A 25,023-nucleotide genomic window follows, 5' to 3' on the forward strand; every position below is an offset into this window, starting at 1 on the left:
TCAGCTACCAGTGCCGATGCCCATGCCCGTGCCCGTGCCCGTGCCCGTGCCCCAGATGCTACCCAGATTGCTCAGCAGCGAACCGCCAACGCCCTGCTGACCGAGGTATTGCAGGAGCACCGGGGTAAACAGCCCGATCATGCCGCTGTCCATGCCCAAGGCGCTGAAAGCATTGTTCAGGTCATTGGTGTTCTTGACGTTGCCCAAGGCGTTATCCAGGCCTGCGGCCTTGCCGGTGGAGCCGAGCAATCCGGCAAGCGCCCCCAGCTCGCCACCGCCGGACAACATGTCGATACCCGGCACGCTTTTGGCCAGTTCCGAGTAGTCGGTCGAACTCAACTGGTTCTTCGCCAGCCCCAGCATCGCCCCGGCGCCGCCAATGGCTTGCTGTGGGGTGATGTTCAATTCAGTGAGCGTGCCCAGCAGGTCCGCCGTTTCCGGGGTCGGCGCGGTATCGGTCGCCGTATTGCCGCCCTGCATGCCGGAAATGGCATTGGCCGCATCGCTCAGGTTGAACTGGGCAAAGGCCGGGCTGACTGCCAGGGTCAAGAGCGATGCCAGGACAAAACCGCGTGAAATCTTCATTCAGACATCCTCTATGAACGCCGCCCGGCAATGGACGGCGAAAAACTGTGCGTTGGACTGATATCCCCCGACATTGTTCCCGTCCACCCATCCCCTGTAGGAGCGAGCTCGCTCGCGATGGACGTCAACGATGACGCGGGCTGTCTGGACAAACGCGTTGCCTTTGAGCCCATCGCGAGCAAGCTCGCTCCTACAGGGATCAGGTTCATCCAAATATTTTCCCGGTGCTGCATCCAGTCCCGCCCCTCGCCCGTATATCAAGCACGGACAGACATTCCTGGCCGATTCCCCACCAAAGGATCATCACCATGAAACGCACTTCGATCAAAACACCGTTGATTGCCAGCCTGCTGACCCTGGCCCTTGGCGGTGCTTTCGCCCTGAATACCGTGCAAGCGGCAACCATGAGCCATGACAGCGTGACCGTCGGCGGCCAGGCCATGCTGCCGAGCAAGGACATCGTCGATAACGCGGTGAACTCCGCCGATCACACCACCCTGGTCGCCGCGGTAAAAGCCGCCGGCCTGGTTGACACCCTCAAGGGTAAAGGCCCGTTCACCGTGTTCGCCCCAGTCAATTCAGCCTTTACCGCCCTGCCTGCCGGCACTGTCGATACGCTGCTCAAACCTGAAAACAAGGCCACCCTGAGCAAAATCCTCACCTACCACGTGGTCGCCGGCAAACTCGACATGGCCACCCTGGCCGAGAAGATCAAGGCCGGCGGCGGCAAAACCGAGCTCACCACCGTTGCCGGCGGCAAGTTGTGGGCAATGATGAACGGCCCGCACAACATCACCATCAAGGATGAAAAGGGCGCCGTCGCCGACATCACCACCTATGACGTGTACCAGTCCAACGGCGTGATTCAAGTCATCGACAAAGTGTTGATGCCAAAAAGCTGAACCGTACCGCCGCCCCCGCGCATCGGGGGCGGCGGTCCTCCCGAGGTGTTCGCCGTGAATGGAACAACTGCACGCCGTGAACTAACCTCTGCCTGCAACCGGCCCCCTGCCCTGCTTTCCTGGAGAACCGCCATTCCCATCACCGACACCGATCAGCTCAGGCAACTGCTGGCCCAGTGTTCATTGGGTGATCGCCGCGCGTTCGAGACGCTGTACCGCAGTGTCGGCCCGCGTCTGCATGGGGTAGCGCTGCGCTTCATGGGCCGTCCGGACCTGGCCGAAGAGGTCCTGCAAGAGAGCTTCGTACGCATCTGGAACAACGCCTCGCGCTACGACGCGCATCTGTCGGCGCCGTTGACCTGGATGATCAACATCACCCGAAATCAAGCCATCGACCAGTTGCGCAAACACCGTGATCGGCCCTTGAGCGATCTCGAAGAACAGATGCTTGTGGATGAAAGTCCATCGGCCCAAGAGCAACTGGACAGTGCCCGTGAAGCCAGCGCCCTGAGCCGCTGCCTGGACAGCCTCGAAGGCATGCAGCGCCAGTCGATTACCGTCGCTTATTTCCAGGGACTGTCGTGTTCCGAGTTGGCCGAACACCTGGCCGCGCCGCTGGGCTCGGTGAAGTCCTGGATTCGCCGCGGCATGGAGCGCCTGCGCAGGTGCCTTGAATCATGAACTATAAAACCCCGACCCTGCGCCGCGCCCTCGCCGCCGACTATGCCATTGGCCTGATGCCCGCCACCGCGCGCCGACGCTTCGAACAGCTGTTGCTGGAAGATGCGACTTTGCGCGCGGAACTGGCGCAGTGGCAGGAAAGCCTGGTCAGCCTGACCGAAACCCTGCCGGAGCAGCCGGTGCCGGATCGCGTCTGGCAGGGCATTACCGAACGGATCGAACCGCAAGTGCTGCACGTGCCGCAGAAGCGTCCGTTCTGGAACTGGCTGCGAGTGACGGCGGCGGTTGGCTCACTGCTGCTTGCAGTGATTCTCGGGGTTCACTACATCTCCGACGACGCCCGCTACAGTGCCACGCTGGTCAACGCCGACGCGAAACCGGCACTGCGCGTGCAGGCCCACGAGAATTACCTGCAAGTCGAGCCGCTGACGCTGGCGGCTGTCGAACCCGGGCAAAGCCTGGAGTTGTGGGCGATTCCGGCGGACGGCAAGCCGATCTCCCTCGGCGTGATTCCGGCCGGAGGCAAAGGCAAGGTCGAATTGAGCGAGGCGCAGAAAACGTTGATCGGCAAACCGATTGCGCTGGCGGTAAGCCTTGAACCGAAGGGTGGATCGCCGACCGGGCAGCCGACGGGGCCGGTACTGTACCAAGGGGCGTTGGCGGCACTGTGAAAGCAGAAGAGCAAAAGATCGCAATTAAAGAAAACGGCGACCCGAAGGTCGCCGTTTCATTTTGCGTGAAGACTCAAGCCGCGCTGAACATCTTGTGCGGATCAATCACAAACTTCTTCGGTACGCCGGCATCGAACTCGCCATAACCCTGTGGAGCCTGATCCAGGCTGATCACCTGAACGCCCACCACTTCGGCGATGTTGATGCGGTCCCACATGATCGCTTGCATGAGCGCGCGGTTGTACTTCATCACCGGGGTCTGGCCGGTGTGGAAGCTGTGGGATTTTGCCCAGCCGAGGCCGAAGCGGATGCTCAGGCTGCCCATTTTCGCGGCAGCGTCGACAGCACCCGGGTCTTCGGTAACGTAGAGGCCAGGGATACCGATTTTGCCGGCTACGCGCACCACGCCCATCAGCGAGTTGAGCACGGTGGCCGGCGCTTCGTGTTTCACACCATCGTGGCCGTGACCGCGTGCTTCGAAGCCAACGGCGTCGATGGCGCAATCCACTTCCGGTTCGCCCAGCAGTGCGGCGATTTGCTCGTGCAGCGGCGTGTCCAGGGACAGGTCGGCGATTTCGAAGCCCTGGGCCTTGGCGTGAGCCAGGCGGACGGTGTTGACGTCACCGACGATCACCACCGCTGCACCCAGCAGGCGAGCGGAAGCGGCAGCCGCCAGGCCCACCGGACCGGCGCCGGCGATGTATACGGTGCTGCCCGGGCCAACGCCTGCAGTCACGGCACCGTGGTAGCCGGTTGGCAGGATGTCGGAGAGGCAGGTCAGGTCGCGGATTTTTGCCATGGCGCGATCGCGATCAGGCAGTTTCAGCAGGTTGAAGTCGGCGTACGGCACCATGGCGTATTCGGCCTGGCCACCGGTCCAGTCGCCCATGTCGACATAACCATAAGCACCGCCCGGACGCGCCGGGTTAACGCTCAGGCAAACGCCGGTGTGCATTTCTTTACAGGAACGGCAGCGCCCGCAAGCCACGTTGAACGGTACGGACACCAGGTCGCCGATCTGCAGGTTCTCGACGTCGCTGCCCTTTTCGATCACTTCACCGGTAATCTCGTGACCCAGGACCAGACCGGTTTGTGCGGTGGTACGGCCACGCACCATGTGCTGGTCGGAACCACAGATATTGGTGGAAACCACACGCAGGATGACGGCGTGGTTAATTTTCCTGCCGCGCGGGTCCTGCATTTTCGGATAGTCGATTTTCTGTACTTCGACCTTGCCAGCGCCGAGATACACCACACCACGATTGCCAGACATGCTTTCACCTCGCTGTTGTTTTTATGGAACCGCGTTGCCCAGGCAGGCAGCGCGTTAAATGCTCGGGTACAGATGCTGTTTCTTGTGTTGCTTGTTGGGGCCTCTTCGCGAGCAGGCTCGCTCCCACAGTGGATCGGGAGTGAACACAAGGTATGTGAACGACACAAAACCCTGTGGGAGCGAGCCCGCTCGCGAAAGCGATCTAAAGAACGACAGTTCTGTTCGCGTTCAAGAAAACCCTTCTCTCAATGTGATAACCAACCGCCCGCGCCAAAGTCAGCCCTTCGATATCCCGCCCCTTGGCGATCAGGTCTTCCGGGTAATGGCTGTGGTCCACCGCCTCGACGCCCTGGGCGATGATCGGCCCTTCGTCAAGATCGTTGTTGATGTAGTGCGCCGTCGCGCCCACCAGCTTCACGCCCTTGTTGTAGGCCTGGTGATAGGGCTTGGCACCCTTGAAACCGGGCAGCAGGGAGTGGTGGATGTTGATCGCCTTGCCATCGAGCTTGCGGCACAACTCCGGCGACAGCACTTGCATGTAGCGCGCAAGGATCACCAGTTCGGCACCGGACTCTTCAATGACCTGCCATACCTGACGTTCCTGCGCCGGCTTGTCGTTCGGATCCAGCGGGAAGTGGTAGTACGGAATCTGGTGCCAGTCGGCCAGCGGCTTGAGGTCCGGGTGGTTGGAGACCACGGCGGCCACGTCCATCGACAACTGGCCGATGCGCTGGCGGTAAAGCAAATCGTTGAGGCAGTGATCGGCCTTGGAAACCATGATCACCACTTTCGGCCGATAGTTCGGCGCGACCAGTTCGAAGTTCATGCCAAAGGCATCACCACGCTCGGCCAGCCCCGCGCGGAACGACTGCTCGTCGAAGCCATCGGGCTGGCGGAATTCCACACGAATGAAGAAACGCACCGAGAGGCGGTCGTCGAAGGAGTGGTGCTCGGTAACGTAGCAGCCCTGCTCGAACAGAAAGCGGGTCACCACATCCACCGTGCCGAGCAGGCTTGGACAGTCGGCGGTCAGAATCCATGTGTCTGGGGCGCGGCTCATGGTGCGGTGACTCCTGTGAGATCTGTAGATGAAGCTACCTTCCTGTAGGAGCGAGCTTGCTCGCGATGGACTCAAGGACGACGCGCTCATCCAGCAAGCACGCGTTATCGTTGTCGTCCATCGCGAGCAGAGCTCGCTCCTACAGGGGCGGTGTGATCAGGCCTGAACGCTGAGGCCGTATTCGGCGGAAGCATCCTGCAACCAAAGCCACCAGTAATCCGAGAAGCTGCGACGAATCAGCAGTTCCCAGGTGTCTTCGGCGGTGTGACGGATCATCAATTGCGACTTGGCGAACACCGTGCCGACGGCTTTGCCCACCGGGAAGCTGTTCGGGTGCACGTCGTAGCTGGTGGACTTCATCAGTACCTGGCGCACGTTCGGGCCGCTCAGTTCGAGCAGTTGTTGGCCGCCGCTGACATTGACGATTGCAATGTGCAGATCGCCCAGCGCTTCGCGCAGTTTTTTCTCGGCAGCAAGCTCTTCACCGGTCGGCACGATCAGCAGCCACTCATCCGGCCCCATCCATTGCAAACTGGTTTCGCCTTTGACGATGACGCTCAGCGCGCCCGGCAACTCGATGCCCAGGGCCTTGTGCACGCCTGCGGCGAACGCGGCGTCGTGGCCATCGCCGCGGATGGTCAGGTGGCCGAGGAGTTTTTTCTCACGCACGGTCACGCCGGCGTTCTTGCGACCCTTGCCCACCAGGCTGGCGAGGTCGGCGTGATGCAGCGACGACTCGGCCTTGGCCCCGGAGGTTGGGCGTTGTTGGTAAACATTGGCTGCGGTCATAAAGCACCTGTCCTGAATTCTGTTGGCCCTGTGGGGGCTGTTCCGCCGTCTTCGCGAGCAGGCTCGCTCCCACAACGGTTACGCAATCTCCTGTGGGAGCGAGCCTGCTCGCGAAGGCGTCGGCAGGCTCACCACAGGGACCGAGGCAATCACACGTTCTGGCGCTCACCCTTCGGATCGAAGAACACCGAAGAAACGATTTCCGCCTCGATCACGCTGCCATCCGCCAGTGGCGCGAACACACGCTCACCCATGCGGTTGAGGCCGCCCTTGACCACGCCCATGGCAAACGAATAGCCCAGGGAGTTGTGCAGGTAGCTGGAAGTCACGTGACCCACCATGGTCATCGGGATGGCTTGCTTGGTGTTGAACACCAGTTGCGCACCTTCCGGCAGCCATTTGGTCGGATCGATCGGCTTCAGGCCAACCAGCTGTTTGCGCTGATCACGCACACAGTCTTCGCGGTTCATGCCACGCCAGCCGATCCACGAGAACGGTTTGGTGCGACCGACACACCAGCCCATGTTCAGGTCGTCCGGGGTCATCGAGCTGTCAGTGTCCTGACCGACGATGATGAAGCCCTTCTCGGCCCGCAGCACGTGCATGGTTTCGGTGCCATATGGCGTCAGGTTGTACTTCTTGCCGGCGTCGACGATTTTTTCCAGCACGCCCATGGCGTAGTCGGCTTGCACGTTGACTTCGTACGACAGCTCACCGGTAAACGAAATCCGGAACACCCGCGCCGGCACACCACCGACCAGACCTTCTTTCCAGGTCATGAACGGGAAGGCTTCGTTGCTCAGGTCGATGTCGGTGACTTCGCTGAGCAGCTTGCGGCTGTTCGGCCCGGACAGGGTCATGGTCGCCCAGTGATCGGTCACGGAGGTGAAGTACACCTTCATGTCCGGCCATTCGGTCTGGTGGTACAGCTCCAGCCACTGAAGCACACGAGCCGCGCCGCCGGTGGTGGTGGTCATGACGAAATGGTTGTCGGCCAGGCATGCCGTCACGCCGTCGTCGAACACCATGCCGTCTTCTTTGCACATCAGGCCGTAACGCGCCTTGCCCACATCGAGCTTGGTCCAGGCGTTGGTGTAGACGCGATTGAGAAACTCGCGGGCGTCCGGGCCCTGGATGTCGATCTTGCCCAGGGTCGATGCGTCCAGCAGGCCGACGCTGTCGCGCACGGCTTTGCATTCACGCTTCACCGCCGCGTGCATGTCTTCACCGGATTTCGGGAAGTACCACGGACGTTTCCACTGGCCGACATCTTCAAACTCGGCGCCGTTTTTCAGGTGCCACTGATGCAGGGCGGTGTAGCGTACCGGCTCGAAGATGTGCCCACAGTGACGGCCGGCCACAGCACCAAAGGTCACTGGCGTGTAGTTCGGGCGGAACATGGTGGTGCCCATCTGCGGGATGGTCACGTTCAGCGAGCGGGCAGCGATGGCCAGGCCGTTGACGTTGCCGAGCTTGCCCTGATCGGTGCCGAAGCCCAGTGCGGTGTAGCGTTTGACGTGCTCGACCGACTCGAAGCCTTCGCGGGTCGCCAGTTCGATGGCGGCGGCGGTCACGTCGTTTTGCAGGTCGACGAATTGCTTCGGCGCACGAGCAGTGTTCTTTTCATGGGGCACCTGGAACAGCGCCAGCGTCGGCTCTTCGAGACGGCTCAGGGCTTTCGGCAGTACGCCTTCGACTGTCTGGAACCCGGCTTCAGCAGCGGCGCGGGCGCCGCCTTCAAAACCGTCGGCCAGAGAATCGCCAAGGCCGTAGACGCCGTTGATACCACCAACACACACGCGTTTCTGCGGTGCTTCGCCCGGTACGAAACCGAGGATGTCTTCGCGCCAGATCGGCTTGCCACCCAGGTGCGAAGCCAGGTGAACCACCGGGCTGTAACCACCGGAGCTGGCCACCACGTCACACTCAAGCCATTCGCCCGGGCTGGTCACGGTGTGGGCTTTGACATCGATGGCGGCCACACGGGCAGCGGTCACGTGCTTGCTGCCACGGGCCTCGATCACGGCGCTGCCGGTGAGGATGCGGATGCCTTTGGCGCGGGCTTCTTCCACCAGCGCACCACGCGGGTTGCTGCGGGCGTCGGCGATGGCCACCACTTGCAGGCTGGCATCGAGCCAATCCAGGGCAACGCGGTAGGCGTGGTCGTTGTTGGTCGACAGCACCAGCTTCTTGCCCGGTGCCACGCCATAACGGCGCACGTAGGTCGAGACAGCGCCAGCGAGCATGTTGCCCGGCACATCGTTGTTGCCGTAAACCAGTGGACGCTCGTGAGCGCCGGTCGCCAGCACTACGCGCTTGGCACGAACACGGTGGATGCGCTGACGCACCTGGCCAATCGGTGCGCGGTCGCCGAGGTGATCGGTGAGGCGCTCGTGAATGGTCAGGAAGTTGTGGTCGTGGTAACCGTTGACCGTGGCGCGCGGCAACAGCAGCACGTCCGGGGTGTTTTTCAGCTCGGCGATGACGCTGGCAACCCACTCCACGGCAGGCTTGCCGTCGAGGCTTTCGCGGGAGTCGAGCAGGCTGCCGCCGAACTCTTCCTGCTCATCGGCGAGGATCACGCGGGCACCGCTGCGCGCAGCCGCCAGGGCAGCCGCCAGACCGGCAGGGCCAGCGCCGACGATCAGCACGTCGCAATGCTGGTTCATGTAGTCGTAGGTGTCCGGATCGTTCTCGGTCGGCGAGCGGCCAAGACCGGCAGCCTTACGAATGTACTTCTCGTAGGTCATCCAGAACGATTGCGGGTACATGAAGGTTTTGTAGTAGAAACCCGGTGGCATCAGCTTGCCGCCGACCTTGCCGAGAATCCCCATCATGTCGTTGTTCACGCTCGGCCAGCCGTTGGTGCTGGTGGCGACCAGGCCCTGGTACAGCGCCTGTTGCGTGGCACGCACGTTCGGGATCTGCGTGGCTTCGGTGGCGCCGATCTGCAGCACCGCGTTCGGCTCTTCGGCACCGGCGGCGAAGATGCCGCGCGGACGGGAATACTTGAAGCTGCGACCGATGATGTCGACGCCGTTGGCCAGCAGTGCAGCGGCCAGGGAATCGCCTTCGAAGCCTTTGTAGTTCTGGCCGTTGAAGGTGAAGGTCAAGACTTTGTTGCGGTCGATCCGTCCGCCGTTGGACAGGCGATTGATCTGGCTCATACCTTCTCTCCCAGAGCCGTGCTGGCCGCTTTCGGGCTATCGGTCTTGTCGGTGAATTGTGGCTTGGTGCCGATCTTGTAGGTTTCGAGAATCTCGTAGGTCACGGTGTCGCGGGTGACGTTGAAGTACTGGCGGCAACCGGCGACGTGATCCCACAACTCGTGGTGCAGACCGCGAGGGTTGTCGCGGAAGAACATGTAGTCGCCCCACTCCTCGTCGGTGCAGCTGCCTGGATCCAGTGGACGCGGGATGTGCGCCTGGCCGGATGCATGGAATTCCTCTTCGGAGCGCAGTTCGCCGCAGTGAGGACAGAAGATATGCAACATAGGGATTTCTCCTGTTAGTGGGCGACTGCTGCAGCGCCGTGTTCGTCGATCAACGCACCGCTGTGGAAGCGGTCGATGGAGAAAGGTGCAGCCAATGGGTGCATTTCACCCTTGGCCAGGCTGGCGGCAAACACGTTGCCCGAGCCAGGTGTGGCCTTGAAGCCACCGGTGCCCCAACCGCAGTTGAAGAACATATTCGGTACCGGGGTTTTCGAGATGATCGGGCAGGCATCCGGCGTGGTGTCGACGATGCCGCCCCACTGGCGGTTCATGCGCACGCGGGACAACACCGGGAACATCTCGACGATGGCCTGGATGGTGTGCTCGATCACCGGGTACGAACCACGCTGGCCATAGCCGTTGTAGCCGTCGATACCGGCGCCGATTACCAGGTCGCCCTTGTCGGACTGGCTGATGTAGCCGTGCACGGCGTTGGACATGATCACGCTGTCGATAATCGGTTTGATCGGCTCGGACACCAGCGCCTGCAGAGGGTGGGATTCGATCGGCAGACGGAAACCGGCCAGTTTGGCCATGTGCCCGGAGTTACCGGCAGTCACTACGCCGACGCGCTTGGCGCCGATGAAGCCCTTGTTGGTTTCCACACCGATGCACACGCCGTTTTCCTTGCGGAAGCCGATCACTTCGGTCTGTTGAATCAGGTCCACGCCCAAGGCGTCAGCGGCACGGGCAAAACCCCAGGCCACGGCATCGTGACGGGCCACGCCGCCGCGACGCTGGACGGTCGCACCCATCACCGGGTAGCGAGTGTTCTTGGAGCAGTCGAGGTACGGAATCTCGTCGGCCACCTGTTTGGCATCGAGCAGTTCGCCGTCCACGCCGTTGAGGCGGTTGGCGCTGACTCGACGCTCGGAATCACGGATGTCCTGCAGGGTGTGGCACAGGTTGTAGACGCCGCGCTGGGAGAACATCACGTTGTAGTTGAGGTCCTGGGACAGGCCTTCCCACAGTTTCATCGCGTGTTCGTACAGGTGCGCCGACTCGTCCCACAGGTAGTTGGAGCGAACGATGGTGGTGTTGCGCGCGGTGTTACCGCCGCCCAGCCAGCCTTTCTCGACCACGGCCACGTTGGTGATGCCGTGCTCCTTGGCCAGGTAGTAAGCCGTGGCGAGACCATGCCCGCCACCGCCGACGATGACCACGTCGTAGACCTTTTTAGGGGTCGGCGTGCGCCACATTTTCTGCCAGTTTTCGTGGTGGCTGAGAGAGTGTTTGAAGAGGCCGAAGCCCGAGTAGCGTTGCATAGTCATTTACTCCAAAACCGCACTCAGCGATAAACCGGGAAGTCCGCGCACAGGGCCGATACCTGCTGGGCGACATTGGCCTCGACATCGGCGTCGCCGAGGTTGTCGAGGATGTCGCAGATCCAGCCGGCCAGCGTGACGCACTGGGTCACCTTGAAGCCGCGAGTGGTCACCGCCGGGGTGCCGATACGCAGGCCGGAGGTCACGAACGGCGACTGTGGATCGTTCGGGACAGCGTTCTTGTTCACAGTGATATGGGCGCGACCGAGGGCGGCGTCCGCCTCTTTGCCGGTGAGACCCTGACGGATCAGGCTGACCAGGAACAGGTGGTTGTCGGTGCCGCCGGACACTACATCGTAGCCGCGTTTGATAAATACGCCGGCCATCGCCTGGGCGTTGTCGATCACTTGCTGCTGGTAGGCCTTGAAGCCTGGCTCCAGCGCTTCCTTGAAGCACACTGCCTTACCGGCGATCACGTGCATCAGCGGGCCACCCTGGGCGCCGGGGAATACGGCCGCGTTGAGCTTCTTCTCGATTTCTTCATTGGACTTGGCCAGGATCAGCCCGCCACGTGGACCGCGCAGGGTCTTGTGCGTGGTGGTGGTGACCACGTCGGCGTAAGGCAGCGGGTTCGGATACAGACCGGCAGCGACCAGACCGGCCACGTGGGCCATGTCGACGAACAGCAGCGCACCGACTTTGTCAGCGATCTGACGGAAGCGCGGGAAGTCCAGGGTCTTGGAGTAGGCCGAGAAGCCGGCAACGATCATTTTCGGCTTGTGCTCGACGGCCAGGCGCTCGACTTCGTCGTAATCGATCAGGCCGGTCTTGGTGTCGATGCCGTATTGAACGGCGTTGTACAGCTTGCCCGAGGACGACACCTTGGCACCGTGGGTCAGGTGACCGCCGTGAGCCAGGCTCATGCCCAGAATGGTGTCGCCGGCTTGCAGCAGGGCCAGGTACACGGCGCTGTTGGCCGAGGAACCGGAGTGTGGCTGGACGTTGGCGTAATCGGCACCGAACAGTTGCTTGGCGCGCTCGATGGCCAGGGCTTCGACCTTGTCGACGTGCTCGCAGCCACCGTAGTAGCGCTTGCCCGGATAACCTTCGGCGTACTTGTTGGTCAGGCCGCTGCCTTGCGCTTCCATCACGCGCTTGCTGGTGTAGTTCTCCGACGCGATCAGCTCGATGTGATCTTCCTGACGTTGCTCCTCGGCATTCATCGCCGCCAGCAGTGCATCGTCGTAACCCTGGATCTTGTCTTGCTTGCTGAACATCGCGTCTCTCCCAGCGGCGGCGGTGCGCCATTCGTCTCGGTGAGGCACTGGCTTTTCGGCAGTGCCCTTTGATAGCGATGGTATGACCGAGGCAGACAGGTCAAATGCCTAAGGGCGCCACGCAAAGGTGCGTTTACGACATGACGGGAAATGCCAAGCTGGACACAATCCCCGAACCAGCCGGAATCCCCTGTGGGAGCGAGCCTGCTCGCGAAGGCGATAGGTCAGCAACATTGATGTCGCCTGACACTCCCTCTTCGCGAGCAGGCTCGCTCCCACAGGCTTTGCATCTCCCACAGGGTCAGGCGAGAACCTGGCGTACAGCCAGCAAAGCGACGAAATGCACGGGATACAGCGCATACGCCCAGCGTCGCATGGGAGGTGGTTTTACGGCCTGGGCATGTCGCAACAAGAACAGCCCCAGCCATGGCGCAATCAGACAAGTGGCGATGGCGGGAATCGCGGCGTGATTGCCCAGCCGTGCGGCGTGATACAGCACCTGCCATTGATTGGCCGCCAGACAGACCAGCCCCGGCAGCCACGCGAAATACCATGGACGCCGGATCACCAGCAGCATTGCCAACGGCAACAGAACGCCAAAAAAACCGAACATCAAGCGCTGGGAGAAAAACGCTGCCAGCAGTACTGCGCCGGCCGCCAGCAGTCGCGACACAAGCGCCGGTTGCTGCCAGCCACGAACCACCAGCAAACCCAGGGCAAGGGTGGGCAGCACATTCAGCGTGTCGGGATCGGGAATGAACATTCGGTAAGGAATTTCACTCACCGCACTAAATAGAATCAGCCAAGCCAGATAACGCCACTGACCACCGGTCGTATTAGTCCGCACGCGCGCCAGATTGGCCGCCATCGCCAGACAGAACCACGGAAACGCCAGGCGTCCCGGCACATACAGCCAATCGGCGGAATAACCGACATATCGCAAGTGATCGAGCAGCATGCAGAGCAGCGCCAGCCACTTGAGCAGATCCAATGCCCCGTCTCGCTGCTTTAAGTGCGTGGCCTTGTGCATGGTCTTGTGCATTGTCACGTGCATAATTGCCCTTCGACACTGTATTTTCCAAACAGCGACATCCTGTGCGCTCCACCTGACGATCTTGGGTACAGTGCGCACCCTCATTGACCACGGGACGCTTCACCATAGGCATCTCGACCACGGAAGCAGGCCATGACCGACAAGAGCCAACAATTCGCCAGCGACAACTATTCCGGCATCTGCCCTGAAGCCTGGGCGGCCATGGAACAGGCCAACCACGGCCACCAACGCGCATACGGCGACGACGAGTGGACCGCCCGCGCCTCCGACGATTTCCGCAAACTGTTTGAAACCGACTGCGAAGTGTTTTTCGCCTTCAACGGCACCGCCGCCAACTCGCTGGCGCTGTCGTCGCTGTGCCAGAGTTACCACAGCGTGATCTGCTCGGAAACCGCCCACGTCGAAACCGACGAATGCGGCGCCCCGGAATTCTTCTCCAACGGCTCCAAACTGCTGATCGCCCGCACTGAAAACGGCAAGTTGACCCCGGACTCGATCCGCGAGGTCGCGCTCAAGCGCCAGGATATCCACTACCCCAAACCCCGCGTCGTGACCCTGACCCAGGCCACCGAAGTCGGCAGCGTCTATACCCCGGACGAAATCCGCGCCATCAGCGCCACCTGCAAGGAGCTGGGCCTGAACCTGCACATGGACGGCGCGCGCTTCTCCAACGCTTGCGCATTCCTGGGCTGCACCCCGGCTGACCTGACCTGGAAGGCCGGCGTCGACGTGCTGTGCTTTGGCGGCACGAAAAACGGTATGGCGGTGGGTGAGGCGATTCTGTTCTTCAACCACAAACTCGCCGAAGACTTCGATTACCGTTGCAAACAGGCCGGGCAGCTTGCTTCAAAGATGCGCTTCCTGTCGGCACCATGGGTCGGCATCCTGGAAAACGACGCCTGGCTCAAATACGCCAATCACGCCAACCGTTGCGCACAATTGCTCGCCGAACTGGTCAGCGACATTCCCGGCGTGGAACTGATGTTCCCGGTTCAGGCCAACGGCGTATTCCTGCAACTGTCGGAACCGGCCATCGCCGCACTGACCGCCAGGGGCTGGCGCTTCTACACCTTCATCGGCAACGGCGGCGCACGCTTCATGTGCTCGTGGGACACCGAGGAAGAGCGCGTGCGCGAGCTGGCCAAAGACATCCGCGAAGTAATGTCTCACTAAAACTCCAGAGCCAATGCAATCTCTGTGGGAGCGAGCCTGCTCGCGAAGGCGTTGGGTCAGTCAACATCAATGTTGAAGGTCAGTACGTCTTCGCGAGCAGGCTCGCTCCCACAAGTAAATCCCCCGCCGAATTTTCCCTGACCGTTCGCACCTGAAGTCTTGGTCTACATTGTCTGTCGATCCGTACAGATAACAACAATCAGGAGCGTACGCATGTCATTGCAAGGCAAAACCCTGTTCATCACCGGCGCCAGCCGCGGGATCGGCCGCGAGATCGCGCTGCGGGCCGCACGCGACGGGGCCAATATTGTGATCGCCGCCAAAAGCGCCGAACCCCACGCCAAGCTGCCGGGGACGATTTTCAGCGTGGCCGAAGAAGTGGAAGCCGCAGGCGGCAAGGCGCTGGCCTTGCAGGTGGATGTACGTGAAGAGGATGCCGTACGTGAGGCGCTGGCCCGGGCCAACGAACATTTCGGCAGTATCGACGCACTGATCAACAACGCCGGGGCGATCAAGCTGACCGGGGTCCAGCACCTCGAGCTCAAGCGCTTTGACCTGATGCACCAGATCAACACCCGCGCCGTACTGCTTTGCAGTCAGGCCGCGCTGCCCTATTTGAAGAAGTCCGCCGGGCACATCCTCAACCTGTCGCCGCCGCTGAACCTGGCCACCAAGTGGTTCGCCCAATACAGCCCTTATACCGTCACCAAATACGGCATGAGCATGCTGACCCTGGGCATGAACGAGGAATTCAGGAATTACGGGATCAGCGTCAACTCGCTGTGGCCGCAGACGATGATCGCCACCGCCGCCATCGAGTTTCAGCTAGGGTCGAGGGAATCGTTCAAGCATGCGCGTACGCCTGCGATCATGGCCGATGCCGCTCATGTGATCCTGAGCAGCGCGAACCGCAGCCTGACCGGGCGATTGCTGATCGATGAGGAAATACTGCGTGAGAATGGCGTAACCGAGTTCGAACACTATCGGTTCGCGCCCGACAGCAGCGACAAGCTGATGACGGACCTGTTCATCGATTGACCACCCTCCCTGTAGGAGCGAGCTTGCTCGCGATGTACGACAGAACAACGCGGGGCATCAGGACGCCAGCGTTACCGTTGACGTCCATCGCGAGCAGGCTCGCTCCTACAAGGGGCATCGGTGTGGATCAGTACTCGATGCGCACGTCACCTTTCGGCACGCTGCAGCACGACAGGATGTACCCTTCGGCTTCGTCTTCCTCGGTGATCCCGCCGTTGTGCTCCATCTCCACTTCGCCGCCCAGCTTCAGCACCTTGCAGGTGCCGCAGATACCCATGCCGCACGCTTTCGGAATCATCAGGCCAACTTTGGCCGCCGCCGCATGCACGGTCTCGCCCGGGGCCACGCGGATGCTCTTGCCGGAAGCGGTGAACTCCACTTCGTGCAAATCCGCAGCATCGATTTCCGGTGCCTCGGCAGCCTGTTCGGCATTCTCCACGGCATCGGCAATCGCCTCTGGCGGCGTGGCACCGAAGGATTCCTCGTGGTAGTGCTTCATATTGAAGCCGGCGTTTTCCAGCAGGCGCTTGACCGCATTCATATACGGCGTCGGGCCGCAGCAGAACACTTCGCGCTCCAGGAAGTCCGGAACCATCAGTTCCAGCATCTTGTGGTTCAGATAACCGCGATATCCGGCCCACGGCTCACCGAAACCGTGCTTCTCGCAAATCAGGTGCAGGCTGAAGTTCTCGATCCGCGCCGCCATATGTTCCAGCTCGCGGTGATAAATGATGTCCTTGGGCGAGCGGGCGCTGTGGATGAATGCCATGTCGACGTTGCCGTTGGTGTCGAAGAACCAGCGCGCCATGGACATGCACGGTGTGATCCCCACGCCGCCGCTGAGATACAGCACTTTCGGGTTCGGGAAGTCGATGGCATTGAACAGGCCGACCGGGCCGTGCACCGCCAGTTCGTAGCCTTCATGCAGGGTGTCATGCAGCCAGTTCGAGACCTTGCCGCCCGGAACCCGCTTGATGGTCACCGAAAAGCTGTAAGGCACCGACGGCGAGCTGGAAATGGTGTACGAACGCATGATCGGCTGGCCTTCGATCTCCAGCTCCAGGGTGACGAACTGCCCCGGCTTGAAGAAGAACATGATCGGCTGGTCGGCCATGAAGCAGAAGGTACGCACATCCCAGGTTTCCTGGATGACTTTGACGCAACGGACGATGTGCCGACCATTGGCCCAGGTCTGGGTGGTTACCGGGTTCAGGAAGTTATTGGACATGCTGATCTCCACGGCCGACTGTCGGCCTTCATGTTGGCGATTCTGCGTATAGCGCGAACCACCCATTTACCTATCTGCGACATTCACATGCTCATCGCGACCAGCCCCCAACTACCGGGGCTTGCGCGTCGGGAACAGATTGCACCATGTCGCCCATGGATAAGGTTCTGGCCTGCGCCGGCCCCACACTCGCCCCATACCAAGACACAACCTTTACACCTTGCGTAGCAACCCTGAACAGCACACCTGATTAGCCACTTTCGCCGGCCACGCAGATGGCCTTGAGGATAAAACGATGGACGTCACTACTACCCTGAGCCTGGGCGATCCGCTGGAACCCGCACGCAAGGCCACCGCACAGATGCTGCAAGAGCGCGAGCGCACGTTCTCGCTGCCGCAGCCGTTTTACTCCGACGACCGCCTGTTTGATATCGACATGCAGGAAATCTTTCAGAAAGAGTGGTTGATCGCCGGCATGACCTGCGAGATCCCTACCAAGGGCAACTACCTGACCCTGCAGATCGGCAAGAATCCGATCATCGTGATCCGTGGCGCCGAAGGCGTGGTGCACGCGTTCCATAACGTGTGCCGCCACCGTGGCTCGCGCCTGTGCACCAGCGACAAGGGCAAGGTCGCCAAGCTGGTTTGCCACTACCACCAGTGGACCTACGAACTGGACGGCCGCCTGCTGTTCGCCGGCACGGAAATGGGCGCCGACTTCGACATGAATCAGTACGGCCTCAAACCAGTGAACGTGAAGACCGCCGGCGGCTACATCTTCATCAGCCTGGCGGAGAACCCGCCGGCCATCGATGACTTCCTGTCGACGCTCAGCCACTACATGGAACCGTACGACATGGAAAACACCAAGGTGGCGGTGCAAACCACCTTGATGGAAAAGGCCAACTGGAAGCTTGTGCTAGAGAACAACCGCGAGTGCTACCACTGCAACGCATCGCACCCGGAACTGTTGAAAACCCTGCTGGAATGGGACGACGTCACCGACCCGCGCGCCGACCAGGCGTTCAAGGACCACGTCGCCGCCTCCGCCGCTGCCTGGGAAGCCGAGAAGATCCCTTATGCCCACGCCAGCTTCGGCCTGCGTAACCGCATCGTGCGCATGCCACTGCTCAAGGGCACCGTGTCGATGACCATGGACGGCAAACAGGGCTGTGCCAAGCTGATGGGCCGCATCAAGAACCCGGACCTGGGCTCGATGCGCATCCTGCACCTGCCGCACTCCTGGAACCACTGCATGGGCGATCACATCATCGTGTTCACCGTGTGGCCGATCAGCGCCCAGGAAACCATGGTCACCACCAAGTGGATCGTACACAAGGACGCGGTCGAAGGCGTGGACTACGACGTGGAGCGCATGCGCCAGGTCTGGGACGCCACCAACGACCAGGACCGTCGCCTGGCCGAAGAAAACCAGCGCGGCATCAACTCCACCGCCTACCAGCCTGGCCCGTACTCCAAGACCTATGAGTTCGGCGTGGTGAACTTCGTGGACTGGTACAGCGAACGCCTGCTGAGCAACCTGGGGGCCGAGCCTGCGCCGTACCTCAAAGGGGTTCCTGTTCAAGGCTAATCAACTTCAAACGCTTCGCGAGCAGGCTCGCTCCCACATTGGATCTGTGTCGTTCACAAATCCCCTGTGGGAGCGAGCCTGCTCGCGAAAGCGCCATGCGGTACAGCATTCCCTCTCAGAACTGTACGAAATATGATCTATTTCGTTCAGGCCTATGCCCGCCGCACCTCTCAGCCTTCCGCGAACAAGTTATCCACATCTCCACCCACAGCTAATGGGGACAACTGTGGAAATGTCGCCAACTTTCTTCACTGAATCCAAAGAAAAACCGTGACTTATCCAGAAGCATGCTTCCATTGGTGCACTGGCTGTTTTTTGATCAGAAGCCTGAAAGCCACGGATTATATAGCCTTCAGAGGATGGCGAACACCTTATCCACAGAAGCGCCAACAGACTTTGGGGTTAACTTCGCAGGCTCTGTGGAAAACCGCTGAAGCCCGCGGAAATCCGGTGTTTAGGTGATAGCTGACGGCACAAAACCGTCTTTTGATCATTTTTTGATCATAACCCTGCACACCGCTGCCTATAAGGCCTACAGACGATAGCAAACATCTTATCCACAGAAGCGCCAACAGAGATTGGGGGCAAGTCTGCATCGACAGCAACACTTATCCCCTTGAAAAAGCTTGGAAAAACCACGAGCCAGGGTGGTTGTTTTTTGTACGATGCCCTGCAGGGCCTGATCTGTATGGGGTGTAGCGAGGGGCGAACATGTTATCCACAGATCCACCAACAGGGATTGTGGGTAAACGCCAAAACTGTTCAGACTTTATTGAGGCATGAGCGACCTGAGTCCAGGTCCAGGTTCAATTCGAAGTCTTTGAAGGCACGCCACCCGAGCAATATCGACGGGACGTATTGCCCGTCCACCAACGACGGCGGGATGGTAAAGCCCGGGTAGTATTTGTAGCTGACCACCAGGGTGTTGCCTTGCATGGCCAACACGCCGGTGAAGCGTTGAAAGTGCCTGTTGTCGCCGCTGTAACCGTTCGAGCCCCCCGGTGTCAGCGCCTGCACCACGCTGATTTGCCTGCCGGGCGACGAGGCCGTCAGGTAGTCGACATTTCCCGTATCGATGATGGCCTGCGTTGCCCGACGATCCAACTGTGCGTCGACCACCAGCCGCTGGTTGAGATCCAGGCGGCTCAAGGCAATTGGCGCATCACAGCGCCTGGCAGGCGGCGGATTCAGCTCCAGTGTTTTCCTGGTTATCTTCAAGCGACCCAGCTTGCTGATCAGATCCAGCCCCAACAAATTATCCCGGTCGCTGACAAAGACCAGGACATTCCTGAACTCACGGCTGCCGACTGTCAGTGACTTGAGAATTCCCAACCTCGCGGCCAGACCCTTTTCACCATAAAACGTGCTGTAGCGATATTGAGCATCGGGCAACATCCTGATGCCCATCTGTTTCGCAGTTTCAATGTTGACCCGGGTTTGCGGTGCCCCCGTGTCCAGTACAAAACGCGCCGAGACACCGTTGGCCGTTCCGACCTCGATAAATGGCAGTGTTTGTTCAACGATGTAGAAGTCATTGGCATAGGGATGGAGCTGCAGCACCTCATGTCGCGCCGAACCCTTGACCGAGAAATTGCCAGTCTTCGCCAGGATGGCCAGTGATTCGCTGCCAAACATGGAGAACAGGGCGTTCAGGTCGGCGTCGGCCGCAATAGCCCGGGCATGCTTGCCCTTGATGGCCAGATAGTACTCGGGGAGTTGGCTGGTGGCTTTGGCTTCGAACATTCTGGCCAAAACCGTCACCGAACAGCTGAGGTGCTTATCGGCATCCGGTACCTTGTCGCATTGCTCCCGCAACTGCGCCAGGGACGCGTTGTGCCCCTGCCCGGTCTCCAGCCATTGATAAAAGTCCTGATCGGCCACGGGCACGTTTGCCGGGGCAGCAGACAACAAGCCCGTGGATACCCACAGGGTCGATGCAAAAAGCACCAGAAGAGCGAAAGTCTTCATGTTCAAGCCAGTCACAAACACCGGGTTCATGAGTCAGCGCTGAACGTCTGAAAACTCCCGAAAGCGTGCCGCATCCTTGATCAGCGCATGGAAAACTGTAGCTCACCGCCCTCGTCAGCGTGGGACAAGGGGGCGAGACGTTGTGGATAACCGTCGCTGGTCGAACCCTCGAGCACGCTCAGGGCCTGTGCATAAGATAGGCGTCACCGGTGACACGGATCATTGGATGAGGGGTGACCTGGCAGGTTTTGATGATCCCGAAACCGTGTCGCTCGTAAAAGCGACGGGCGCCAGTGTTGGCGGCATAATCGATCAGGCTCAGGCCATTGAGCCCCAGCCGCTCGGCACGCTCCTGAGCATGGGCGAGAAACTGCACGCCCAACCCCCGATTGCGCCAGCCTTCATGCAAGGCCAGGCTGGAGATGTAGAGGGTATCGGGCACTTCCATGTCGGCGTAAGGCGCCAGCACCGGATCGGTCGTTGGCACCGCCAGTGGATCGTGGCGCATCACGTAACTGTGCATCATGCCAATGACCTGGCCATCGGCCTCGGCAATCAGGCAGTTCTGGTAGGAGAAATCCACGTCGTCGCGGGCATACCGAATGGCGCCGACGTCCAACAGTTCCTGGCCAGGCTCTGCAATCTGGCTCCAGATGTAATCTGAAGCGCCCTCGGATGAAATCTGGAACAACCGAGCAATCTCACGCGCATCCGCGCGGACCGCCGAACGAAATTCAACTGTCATCGTGTTTCCTTGTGGGAGCGAGCCTGCTCGCGAAAAACTTAAGGACACCACGGTCATTCAGGCGTCCCGCGTCATCGTTGACCACCATCGCGAGCAGGCTCGCTCCTACAGGAGATCTGTGCTGAAACCGGGTTAGCGGACCACACCCTCTTCAATCAGCAACTTGAGGATCGCTTCCGCCCCAGCTTGCGCGGTAACGCCTTTGAGCACTTGTCCACCTCCGCCACTGGCTTTCGCCGTTGCGGCTTTCATGCGGTCGGCGCCGCTCTTGGCCTTGATCACCTTCAGACGCTTGGGTCGTGGCTTGGCCGGTTGCAGGCTGGCGACCGCGAGCAGTTCGTCATCGATGACTTCAACTTCCTGCGCTTGCAGCACGCCGCGTCGGGCCGGGCCGTAAGCGCTCTGACGAGGCTTTGGCGCGGCGTTATCCACAGTGGCCAGAAATGGCAGGCGCACCTTCAGCCGGCGACGCTGGCCACGGGGCAAGGCTTGCAGCACCAGCGCCGAACCGCCATCGATGGACTCGACTTGCGCCAGCCCCACCACCAGCGGCCAGCCCAGGCTTTCGGCCAGCAGGAAGGGCAACATGCCCGAACCTTCGCCGGTTTCCGCCTGGCTGCCGGTCAACACCACCTGAGCACCGGCATCGCGCAGATATTCGGTCAGCGCCGGCAACGCGTCGGCGCCTTGCGGTTGCTCCAGCACATGCAGTTGCTCAAGCCCCATGCCCAGGTAAGCGCGCAAGGCAGGCTCGGCAATGTCGCCAGCATGCAGCACTTGCAAGTTATCCCCAGCCAGTTGCAGCCCCAGCTCTACCGCCCGCGCATCCTGCTCCGCGCGACGCGGCCGACCGGATGTCGGGTGGGCGCCGATGGACACCAGGCTGATGATTTTCGTGCTCATAACCCTTTCCTTCCCTTAAGCCGCATCGCGCTTGGCGTCGTTGCGGTAAGCCTCTACCGCTTCGATCAAGGCTTGAAGAATCTCTGCGCTCTCGCCGATCACCGAGAGGTCCGCGCGCTTGATCATGTCGCAACCAGGGTCGAGGTTGATCGCCACCACCTTGTCGCAGGCACCAATGCCTTGCAGGTGCTGGATCGCTCCGGAAATCCCCACGGCCACATAGACCCGTGCGGTGACCCAGGTGCCGGATGCCCCGACTTGACGGTCGCGGGCCATGAATCCGTCGTCCACCGCCACCCGCGATGCACCTTCGGTCGCGCCGAGGGCTTCGGCGGTCCGGTGGAAAAGTCCCCAGTCCTTGACCCCGTTGCCGCCGGAGAAAATGAACTCGGCCTCGGCCATGGGGATGGCCGCCGGATCGACTGCCACCGCGCCCAGGTCTTCGATCCGCGACAGGCTGCGTGCCACGGTTGTGGATAACTCCACGGGCAGCGCTTCGTGACGGGTTTCGCTGACCGGTTCGGCGCACTCGGCAGCCGCCAGGATCAGTCGTGCCAGCGGACGGGCAAGGTCCTGCAGACCCGCACCGGCGCGGCCGATGCACTCCTGATCCTTGACCTGCCAGACCCGCGTGGCCGGGCGCTCGCCCAGTGCGGTAGCAAAGCGCCGTCCCAGCTCGCCGCCACCGCTGCGGCTGTCCGGCAGCAACCAGTGACGCGGGCCGAACTGGTTATCCACAGCCCGCAGGCCCTGGACCCGTTGCTCTGGTGCATAACCGTTGAATTCTTCGCCTTCCAGCACCAGCAAGCGGTCAACGCCGGCCGTGGCAAAGGCGTTTTCCTTGTGCTCGCCGAAGATGACAGCCAGTACCGCGCCGTCCTTGCCGGCCAGTTGATGGGCCAGGCCGAGCAAGTCGCGGTCGTGGCTGCTCAAGCGGCCGCCGACCATGTCCGGCACCACGCTGATGTAGAACGCGGGCGCAGCCACTTGATGCAGCGGCAATTGCACTTCAACCGCGGCCGAGCGTTTAGTCGTCCCGCCCTGCTGAGCGCCACTGCGATCGATCCGTTTGATCCCATTGGGACCGATAAAACCGATCCCGTGGGGATTCTTGCGGATGACGCCGTTAGGCCCCATCCAGCTGTGTTGCGCCGGTTGCATGGCCGCATGCAGTGGATGCAGACGGTTGCGGGCGATCCATTCGGCCCGCGGGTCGCGGCGGATAATGTCGCTCATCAGTGGGCCTCCGCAGGTTCGCGCTTGACGGGTGTCTTGGCGGGCGTGGCGTCTTCGAGCAACGCATCGGCCACCAGTTCGGCAATGTCCTTGATCAGCGGCCGTGGCTCGACCACGCCCTCAAGCATCGCGGTGCATTGTGGACAACCCACGGCCACCAGTTCGGCACCGGTTTCGCGGATGTCTTCCATGCGCATGTCGGGAATGCGTTGCTTGCCGGGAATGTCGGTGATCGGCGCGCCGCCGCCACCGCCGCAGCAGCGGGAACGGAAACCGGAGCGCTGCATTTCTTTCACTTCAATCCCGAGGGCACGCAACACCTGACGCGGTGCCTCGTACTCGCCGTTGTAGCGGCCGAGGTAGCACGGGTCGTGGTAGGTCACGCTGTCGCCTTTGTGCTGACCGAGATTGAGCGCGCCAGCATCGATGATTTCCGCCATGTAGGTGCTGTGGTGCTGCACCAGGTAGTTGCCATCAAATGCGCCGTACTCGTTTTTCAGCACGTGGAAGCTGTGCGGGTCGCAGGTGACGATGCGGTTGAAACTGTATTTGGCCAGGGTCTGGATGTTGCGTTTGGCCAACAGCTGGAAGGTCGCCTCATCGCCCAGGCGTCGCGCCACGTCACCGCTGTCGCGCTCTTCGAGGCCGAGCACGGCGAAGTCGATTTTCGCCGCCTTGAGCACTTTGACGAACGCGCGCAGGGTGCGCTGGTTACGCATGTCGAAGGCACCGTCGCCAACCCAGAACAGTACGTCGGTGGATTTCTTTTCACTGAGCAGGTTGAGGTTCAGGTCAGCCGCCCAGTTCATCCGCCCGCCCGGCGCGAAGCCGCCCGGGTTGTCGGTGGCGATCAGGTTTTCCAGGACTTCGGCGCCCTTGTTCGGGGTCGCACCTTTTTCCAGGGTCAGGTGACGGCGCATGTCGACGATGGCATCGACGTGCTCGATCATCATCGGGCATTCCTCGACGCAGGCGCGACAGGTGGTGCACGACCACAGGGTCTCGGCGTCCACCAAGCCGTTGACGATCGGCTGATGCGGATTACCCGCGTGCTCACCGATCGGTTTGCCCGGATACGGACTGCCGGCGAACTTCGCATCGGTGCCGCCGGCCAGGCCGACGACCATGTCCTGAATCAGTTTTTTCGGGTTCAGCGGCTGGCCGGCAGCGAAGGCCGGGCACGCGGCTTCACATTTACCGCACTGCACACAGGCGTCGAAGCCGAGCAACTGGTTCCAGGTGAAATCCTTGGGCTTTTCCACACCCAGTGGCGCGCTCAAATCGTTCAGGTCGAGCGGTTTCAACCCGGTGGAACGACCGCCGCCAAAGCGTTCGGCGCGACGGTGCCAGGCCAGGTGCAAGGCACCGGCGAAGGCGTGCTTCATCGGCCCGCCCCAGGTCATGCCGAAGAACAGCTCCGACACGCCCCACAACACGCCAACCCCGAGAATCGCCGCCACCAGCCAGCCGCCAAAGTTTTCCGGCAGAATCCCGGCCACTGGCAGGGTCACCAGGAAGAACGAAGCCGAGAACGCCAGCAGGCTTTTCGGCAGGCGCATCCACGGGCCTTTCGACAGGCGCGACGGCGGATTGCGCCGACGCAGGTAAACAAAGATCGCGCCGACGAACATCACCGCCGACATCAACAACAAGGCATAGCCAAGATAGCGGTTATGCAGGCCAAAACCGTGCACCAGAATCGCCAGCACGACGGACGCTACCGCTCCGCCAGCCGTAGCGACGTGGGTATTGGCAATGTATTTGTCCCGCGCCACCACATGGTGCAAATCGACCATGTAGCGCTTGGGCATGGCGAACAGGCCACCGATCAGGTCGACCTTCGAGGCCCGGCCCCGGCGCCACATGTTTACCCGCCGCAAAGCGCCCAGAACCGCAAGGCCCAGGGCAGCGAACAACAGGATTGGAAGAAGGGTGTTCAACATGGTGAAGCTCCCAAAGACCTCGGGCTTAACTACCTGGATGCCTTGCTCGACTCCCTGTGTAGGAGCGAGCTTGCTCGCGAAAAACCTGAGAACGTCGCGTTAAATCAGACTGCCCGCGTCATCGTTCACGTCCATCGCGAGCGAGCTC

The 25,023-nt window shown here is 61.2% G+C and carries 21 protein-coding genes; 6 read left to right on the forward strand and 15 right to left on the reverse strand.

The window, feature by feature from the left end; all coding sequences use genetic code 11:
• Entirely contained in the window at nucleotides 1–585 is a 585-nt protein-coding gene (locus ACEN8E_RS27280) for a DUF2780 domain-containing protein (protein WP_495590544.1), read from the reverse strand.
• 308 nt (nucleotides 586–893) lie between these two features.
• On the opposite strand from ACEN8E_RS27280, the gene ACEN8E_RS27285 reads away from it, so the two are divergent.
• From ACEN8E_RS27285 to ACEN8E_RS27295, 3 genes are read left to right on the forward strand one after another with little or no spacing between them, the layout of a single operon-like run.
• The gene (locus ACEN8E_RS27285; RefSeq protein WP_081015145.1) at nucleotides 894–1,487 is read left to right on the forward strand and encodes a fasciclin domain-containing protein; all 594 of its coding nucleotides are present in this window, start codon (nucleotides 894–896) and stop codon (nucleotides 1,485–1,487) included.
• A gap of 54 nt (nucleotides 1,488–1,541) precedes the next feature.
• Nucleotides 1,542–2,168, forward strand: coding sequence for a sigma-70 family RNA polymerase sigma factor (locus tag ACEN8E_RS27290; RefSeq protein ID WP_495590545.1), 627 nt, complete (start codon nucleotides 1,542–1,544; stop codon nucleotides 2,166–2,168).
• Nucleotides 2,165–2,839 (forward strand): anti-sigma factor, encoded by a 675-nt coding sequence (locus ACEN8E_RS27295; RefSeq protein ID WP_495590546.1) that lies wholly within the window; start codon nucleotides 2,165–2,167, stop codon nucleotides 2,837–2,839. The genes ACEN8E_RS27290 and ACEN8E_RS27295 overlap by 4 nt, the downstream gene beginning before the upstream one ends.
• A 73-nt stretch (nucleotides 2,840–2,912) precedes the next feature.
• Here ACEN8E_RS27295 and fdhA read toward each other — a convergent pair whose 3' ends face one another.
• The 8 genes from fdhA to ACEN8E_RS27335 all read right to left on the reverse strand — a co-directional run bounded on the left by fdhA (nucleotide 2,913) and on the right by ACEN8E_RS27335 (nucleotide 13,050).
• Nucleotides 2,913–4,112, reverse strand: a complete 1,200-nt coding sequence (gene fdhA, locus ACEN8E_RS27300) for a formaldehyde dehydrogenase, glutathione-independent (RefSeq protein ID WP_429366789.1) — start codon at nucleotides 4,110–4,112, stop codon at nucleotides 2,913–2,915.
• Between the two features lie 202 nt (nucleotides 4,113–4,314).
• Complete coding sequence (gene purU, locus ACEN8E_RS27305) at nucleotides 4,315–5,172, reverse strand: formyltetrahydrofolate deformylase (protein ID WP_495590547.1); 858 nt, start codon at nucleotides 5,170–5,172, stop codon at nucleotides 4,315–4,317.
• Between the two features lie 156 nt (nucleotides 5,173–5,328).
• Entirely contained in the window at nucleotides 5,329–5,961 is a 633-nt protein-coding gene (locus ACEN8E_RS27310; protein ID WP_495590548.1) for a sarcosine oxidase subunit gamma, read from the reverse strand.
• Between the two features lie 149 nt (nucleotides 5,962–6,110).
• A complete protein-coding gene (locus ACEN8E_RS27315; RefSeq protein ID WP_495590549.1) occupies nucleotides 6,111–9,128 on the reverse strand; it encodes a sarcosine oxidase subunit alpha in 3,018 nt (1,005 codons plus the stop codon).
• Entirely contained in the window at nucleotides 9,125–9,454 is a 330-nt protein-coding gene (locus tag ACEN8E_RS27320; RefSeq protein ID WP_053163068.1) for a sarcosine oxidase subunit delta, read from the reverse strand. Before ACEN8E_RS27320 ends, ACEN8E_RS27315 begins: the two co-directional genes overlap by 4 nt.
• Nucleotides 9,455–9,468: 14 nt before the next feature.
• Nucleotides 9,469–10,719 (reverse strand): sarcosine oxidase subunit beta, encoded by a 1,251-nt coding sequence (locus ACEN8E_RS27325; protein WP_007907561.1) that lies wholly within the window; start codon nucleotides 10,717–10,719, stop codon nucleotides 9,469–9,471.
• A gap of 23 nt (nucleotides 10,720–10,742) precedes the next feature.
• Complete coding sequence (glyA, locus tag ACEN8E_RS27330; protein WP_413424829.1) at nucleotides 10,743–11,996, reverse strand: serine hydroxymethyltransferase; 1,254 nt, start codon at nucleotides 11,994–11,996, stop codon at nucleotides 10,743–10,745.
• 301 nt (nucleotides 11,997–12,297) lie between these two features.
• Nucleotides 12,298–13,050, reverse strand: a complete 753-nt coding sequence (locus ACEN8E_RS27335; protein WP_495590550.1) for a TraX family protein — start codon at nucleotides 13,048–13,050, stop codon at nucleotides 12,298–12,300.
• A 132-nt stretch (nucleotides 13,051–13,182) separates the two neighbouring features.
• Here ACEN8E_RS27335 and ACEN8E_RS27340 point away from each other — a divergent pair, with 132 nt between their 5' ends.
• A complete protein-coding gene (locus ACEN8E_RS27340) occupies nucleotides 13,183–14,223 on the forward strand; it encodes a threonine aldolase family protein (protein WP_008019507.1) in 1,041 nt (346 codons plus the stop codon).
• Between the two features lie 213 nt (nucleotides 14,224–14,436).
• Complete coding sequence (locus tag ACEN8E_RS27345; RefSeq protein ID WP_495590551.1) at nucleotides 14,437–15,261, forward strand: SDR family oxidoreductase; 825 nt, start codon at nucleotides 14,437–14,439, stop codon at nucleotides 15,259–15,261.
• 127 nt (nucleotides 15,262–15,388) lie between these two features.
• Here ACEN8E_RS27345 and gbcB read toward each other — a convergent pair whose 3' ends face one another.
• Nucleotides 15,389–16,489 carry a glycine betaine monooxygenase reductase subunit gene (gbcB, locus tag ACEN8E_RS27350; protein WP_495590552.1) on the reverse strand — a complete coding sequence of 367 codons (1,101 nt, stop codon included), beginning with the start codon at nucleotides 16,487–16,489 and terminating at the stop codon, nucleotides 15,389–15,391.
• A 295-nt stretch (nucleotides 16,490–16,784) separates the two neighbouring features.
• On the opposite strand from gbcB, the gene gbca reads away from it, so the two are divergent.
• A complete protein-coding gene (gene gbca / locus ACEN8E_RS27355) occupies nucleotides 16,785–18,080 on the forward strand; it encodes a glycine betaine monooxygenase oxygenase subunit (protein ID WP_429366797.1) in 1,296 nt (431 codons plus the stop codon).
• Nucleotides 18,081–18,842: 762 nt separating this feature from the next.
• Here gbca and ACEN8E_RS27360 read toward each other — a convergent pair.
• From ACEN8E_RS27360 to dgcB, 5 genes are all read right to left on the reverse strand, one after another.
• Nucleotides 18,843–20,048, reverse strand: coding sequence for a retroviral-like aspartic protease family protein (locus tag ACEN8E_RS27360; RefSeq protein ID WP_495590553.1), 1,206 nt, complete (start codon nucleotides 20,046–20,048; stop codon nucleotides 18,843–18,845).
• Nucleotides 20,049–20,226: 178 nt separating this feature from the next.
• A complete protein-coding gene (locus tag ACEN8E_RS27365; RefSeq protein ID WP_495590554.1) occupies nucleotides 20,227–20,793 on the reverse strand; it encodes a GNAT family N-acetyltransferase in 567 nt (188 codons plus the stop codon).
• Between the two features lie 132 nt (nucleotides 20,794–20,925).
• The gene (gene etfB / locus ACEN8E_RS27370) at nucleotides 20,926–21,696 is read right to left on the reverse strand and encodes an electron transfer flavoprotein subunit beta (RefSeq protein ID WP_495590555.1); all 771 of its coding nucleotides are present in this window, start codon (nucleotides 21,694–21,696) and stop codon (nucleotides 20,926–20,928) included.
• A gap of 15 nt (nucleotides 21,697–21,711) precedes the next feature.
• Nucleotides 21,712–22,932, reverse strand: coding sequence for an electron transfer flavoprotein subunit alpha (etfA, locus tag ACEN8E_RS27375; protein ID WP_495590556.1), 1,221 nt, complete (start codon nucleotides 22,930–22,932; stop codon nucleotides 21,712–21,714).
• Nucleotides 22,932–24,875, reverse strand: coding sequence for a dimethylglycine demethylation protein DgcB (dgcB, locus tag ACEN8E_RS27380; protein WP_495590557.1), 1,944 nt, complete (start codon nucleotides 24,873–24,875; stop codon nucleotides 22,932–22,934). Before dgcB ends, etfA begins: the two co-directional genes overlap by 1 nt.
• Between the last annotated feature and the right edge of the window lie 148 nt (nucleotides 24,876–25,023).

The sequence above is a fragment of the Pseudomonas sp. Pseusp9 genome, from assembly GCF_059491265.1.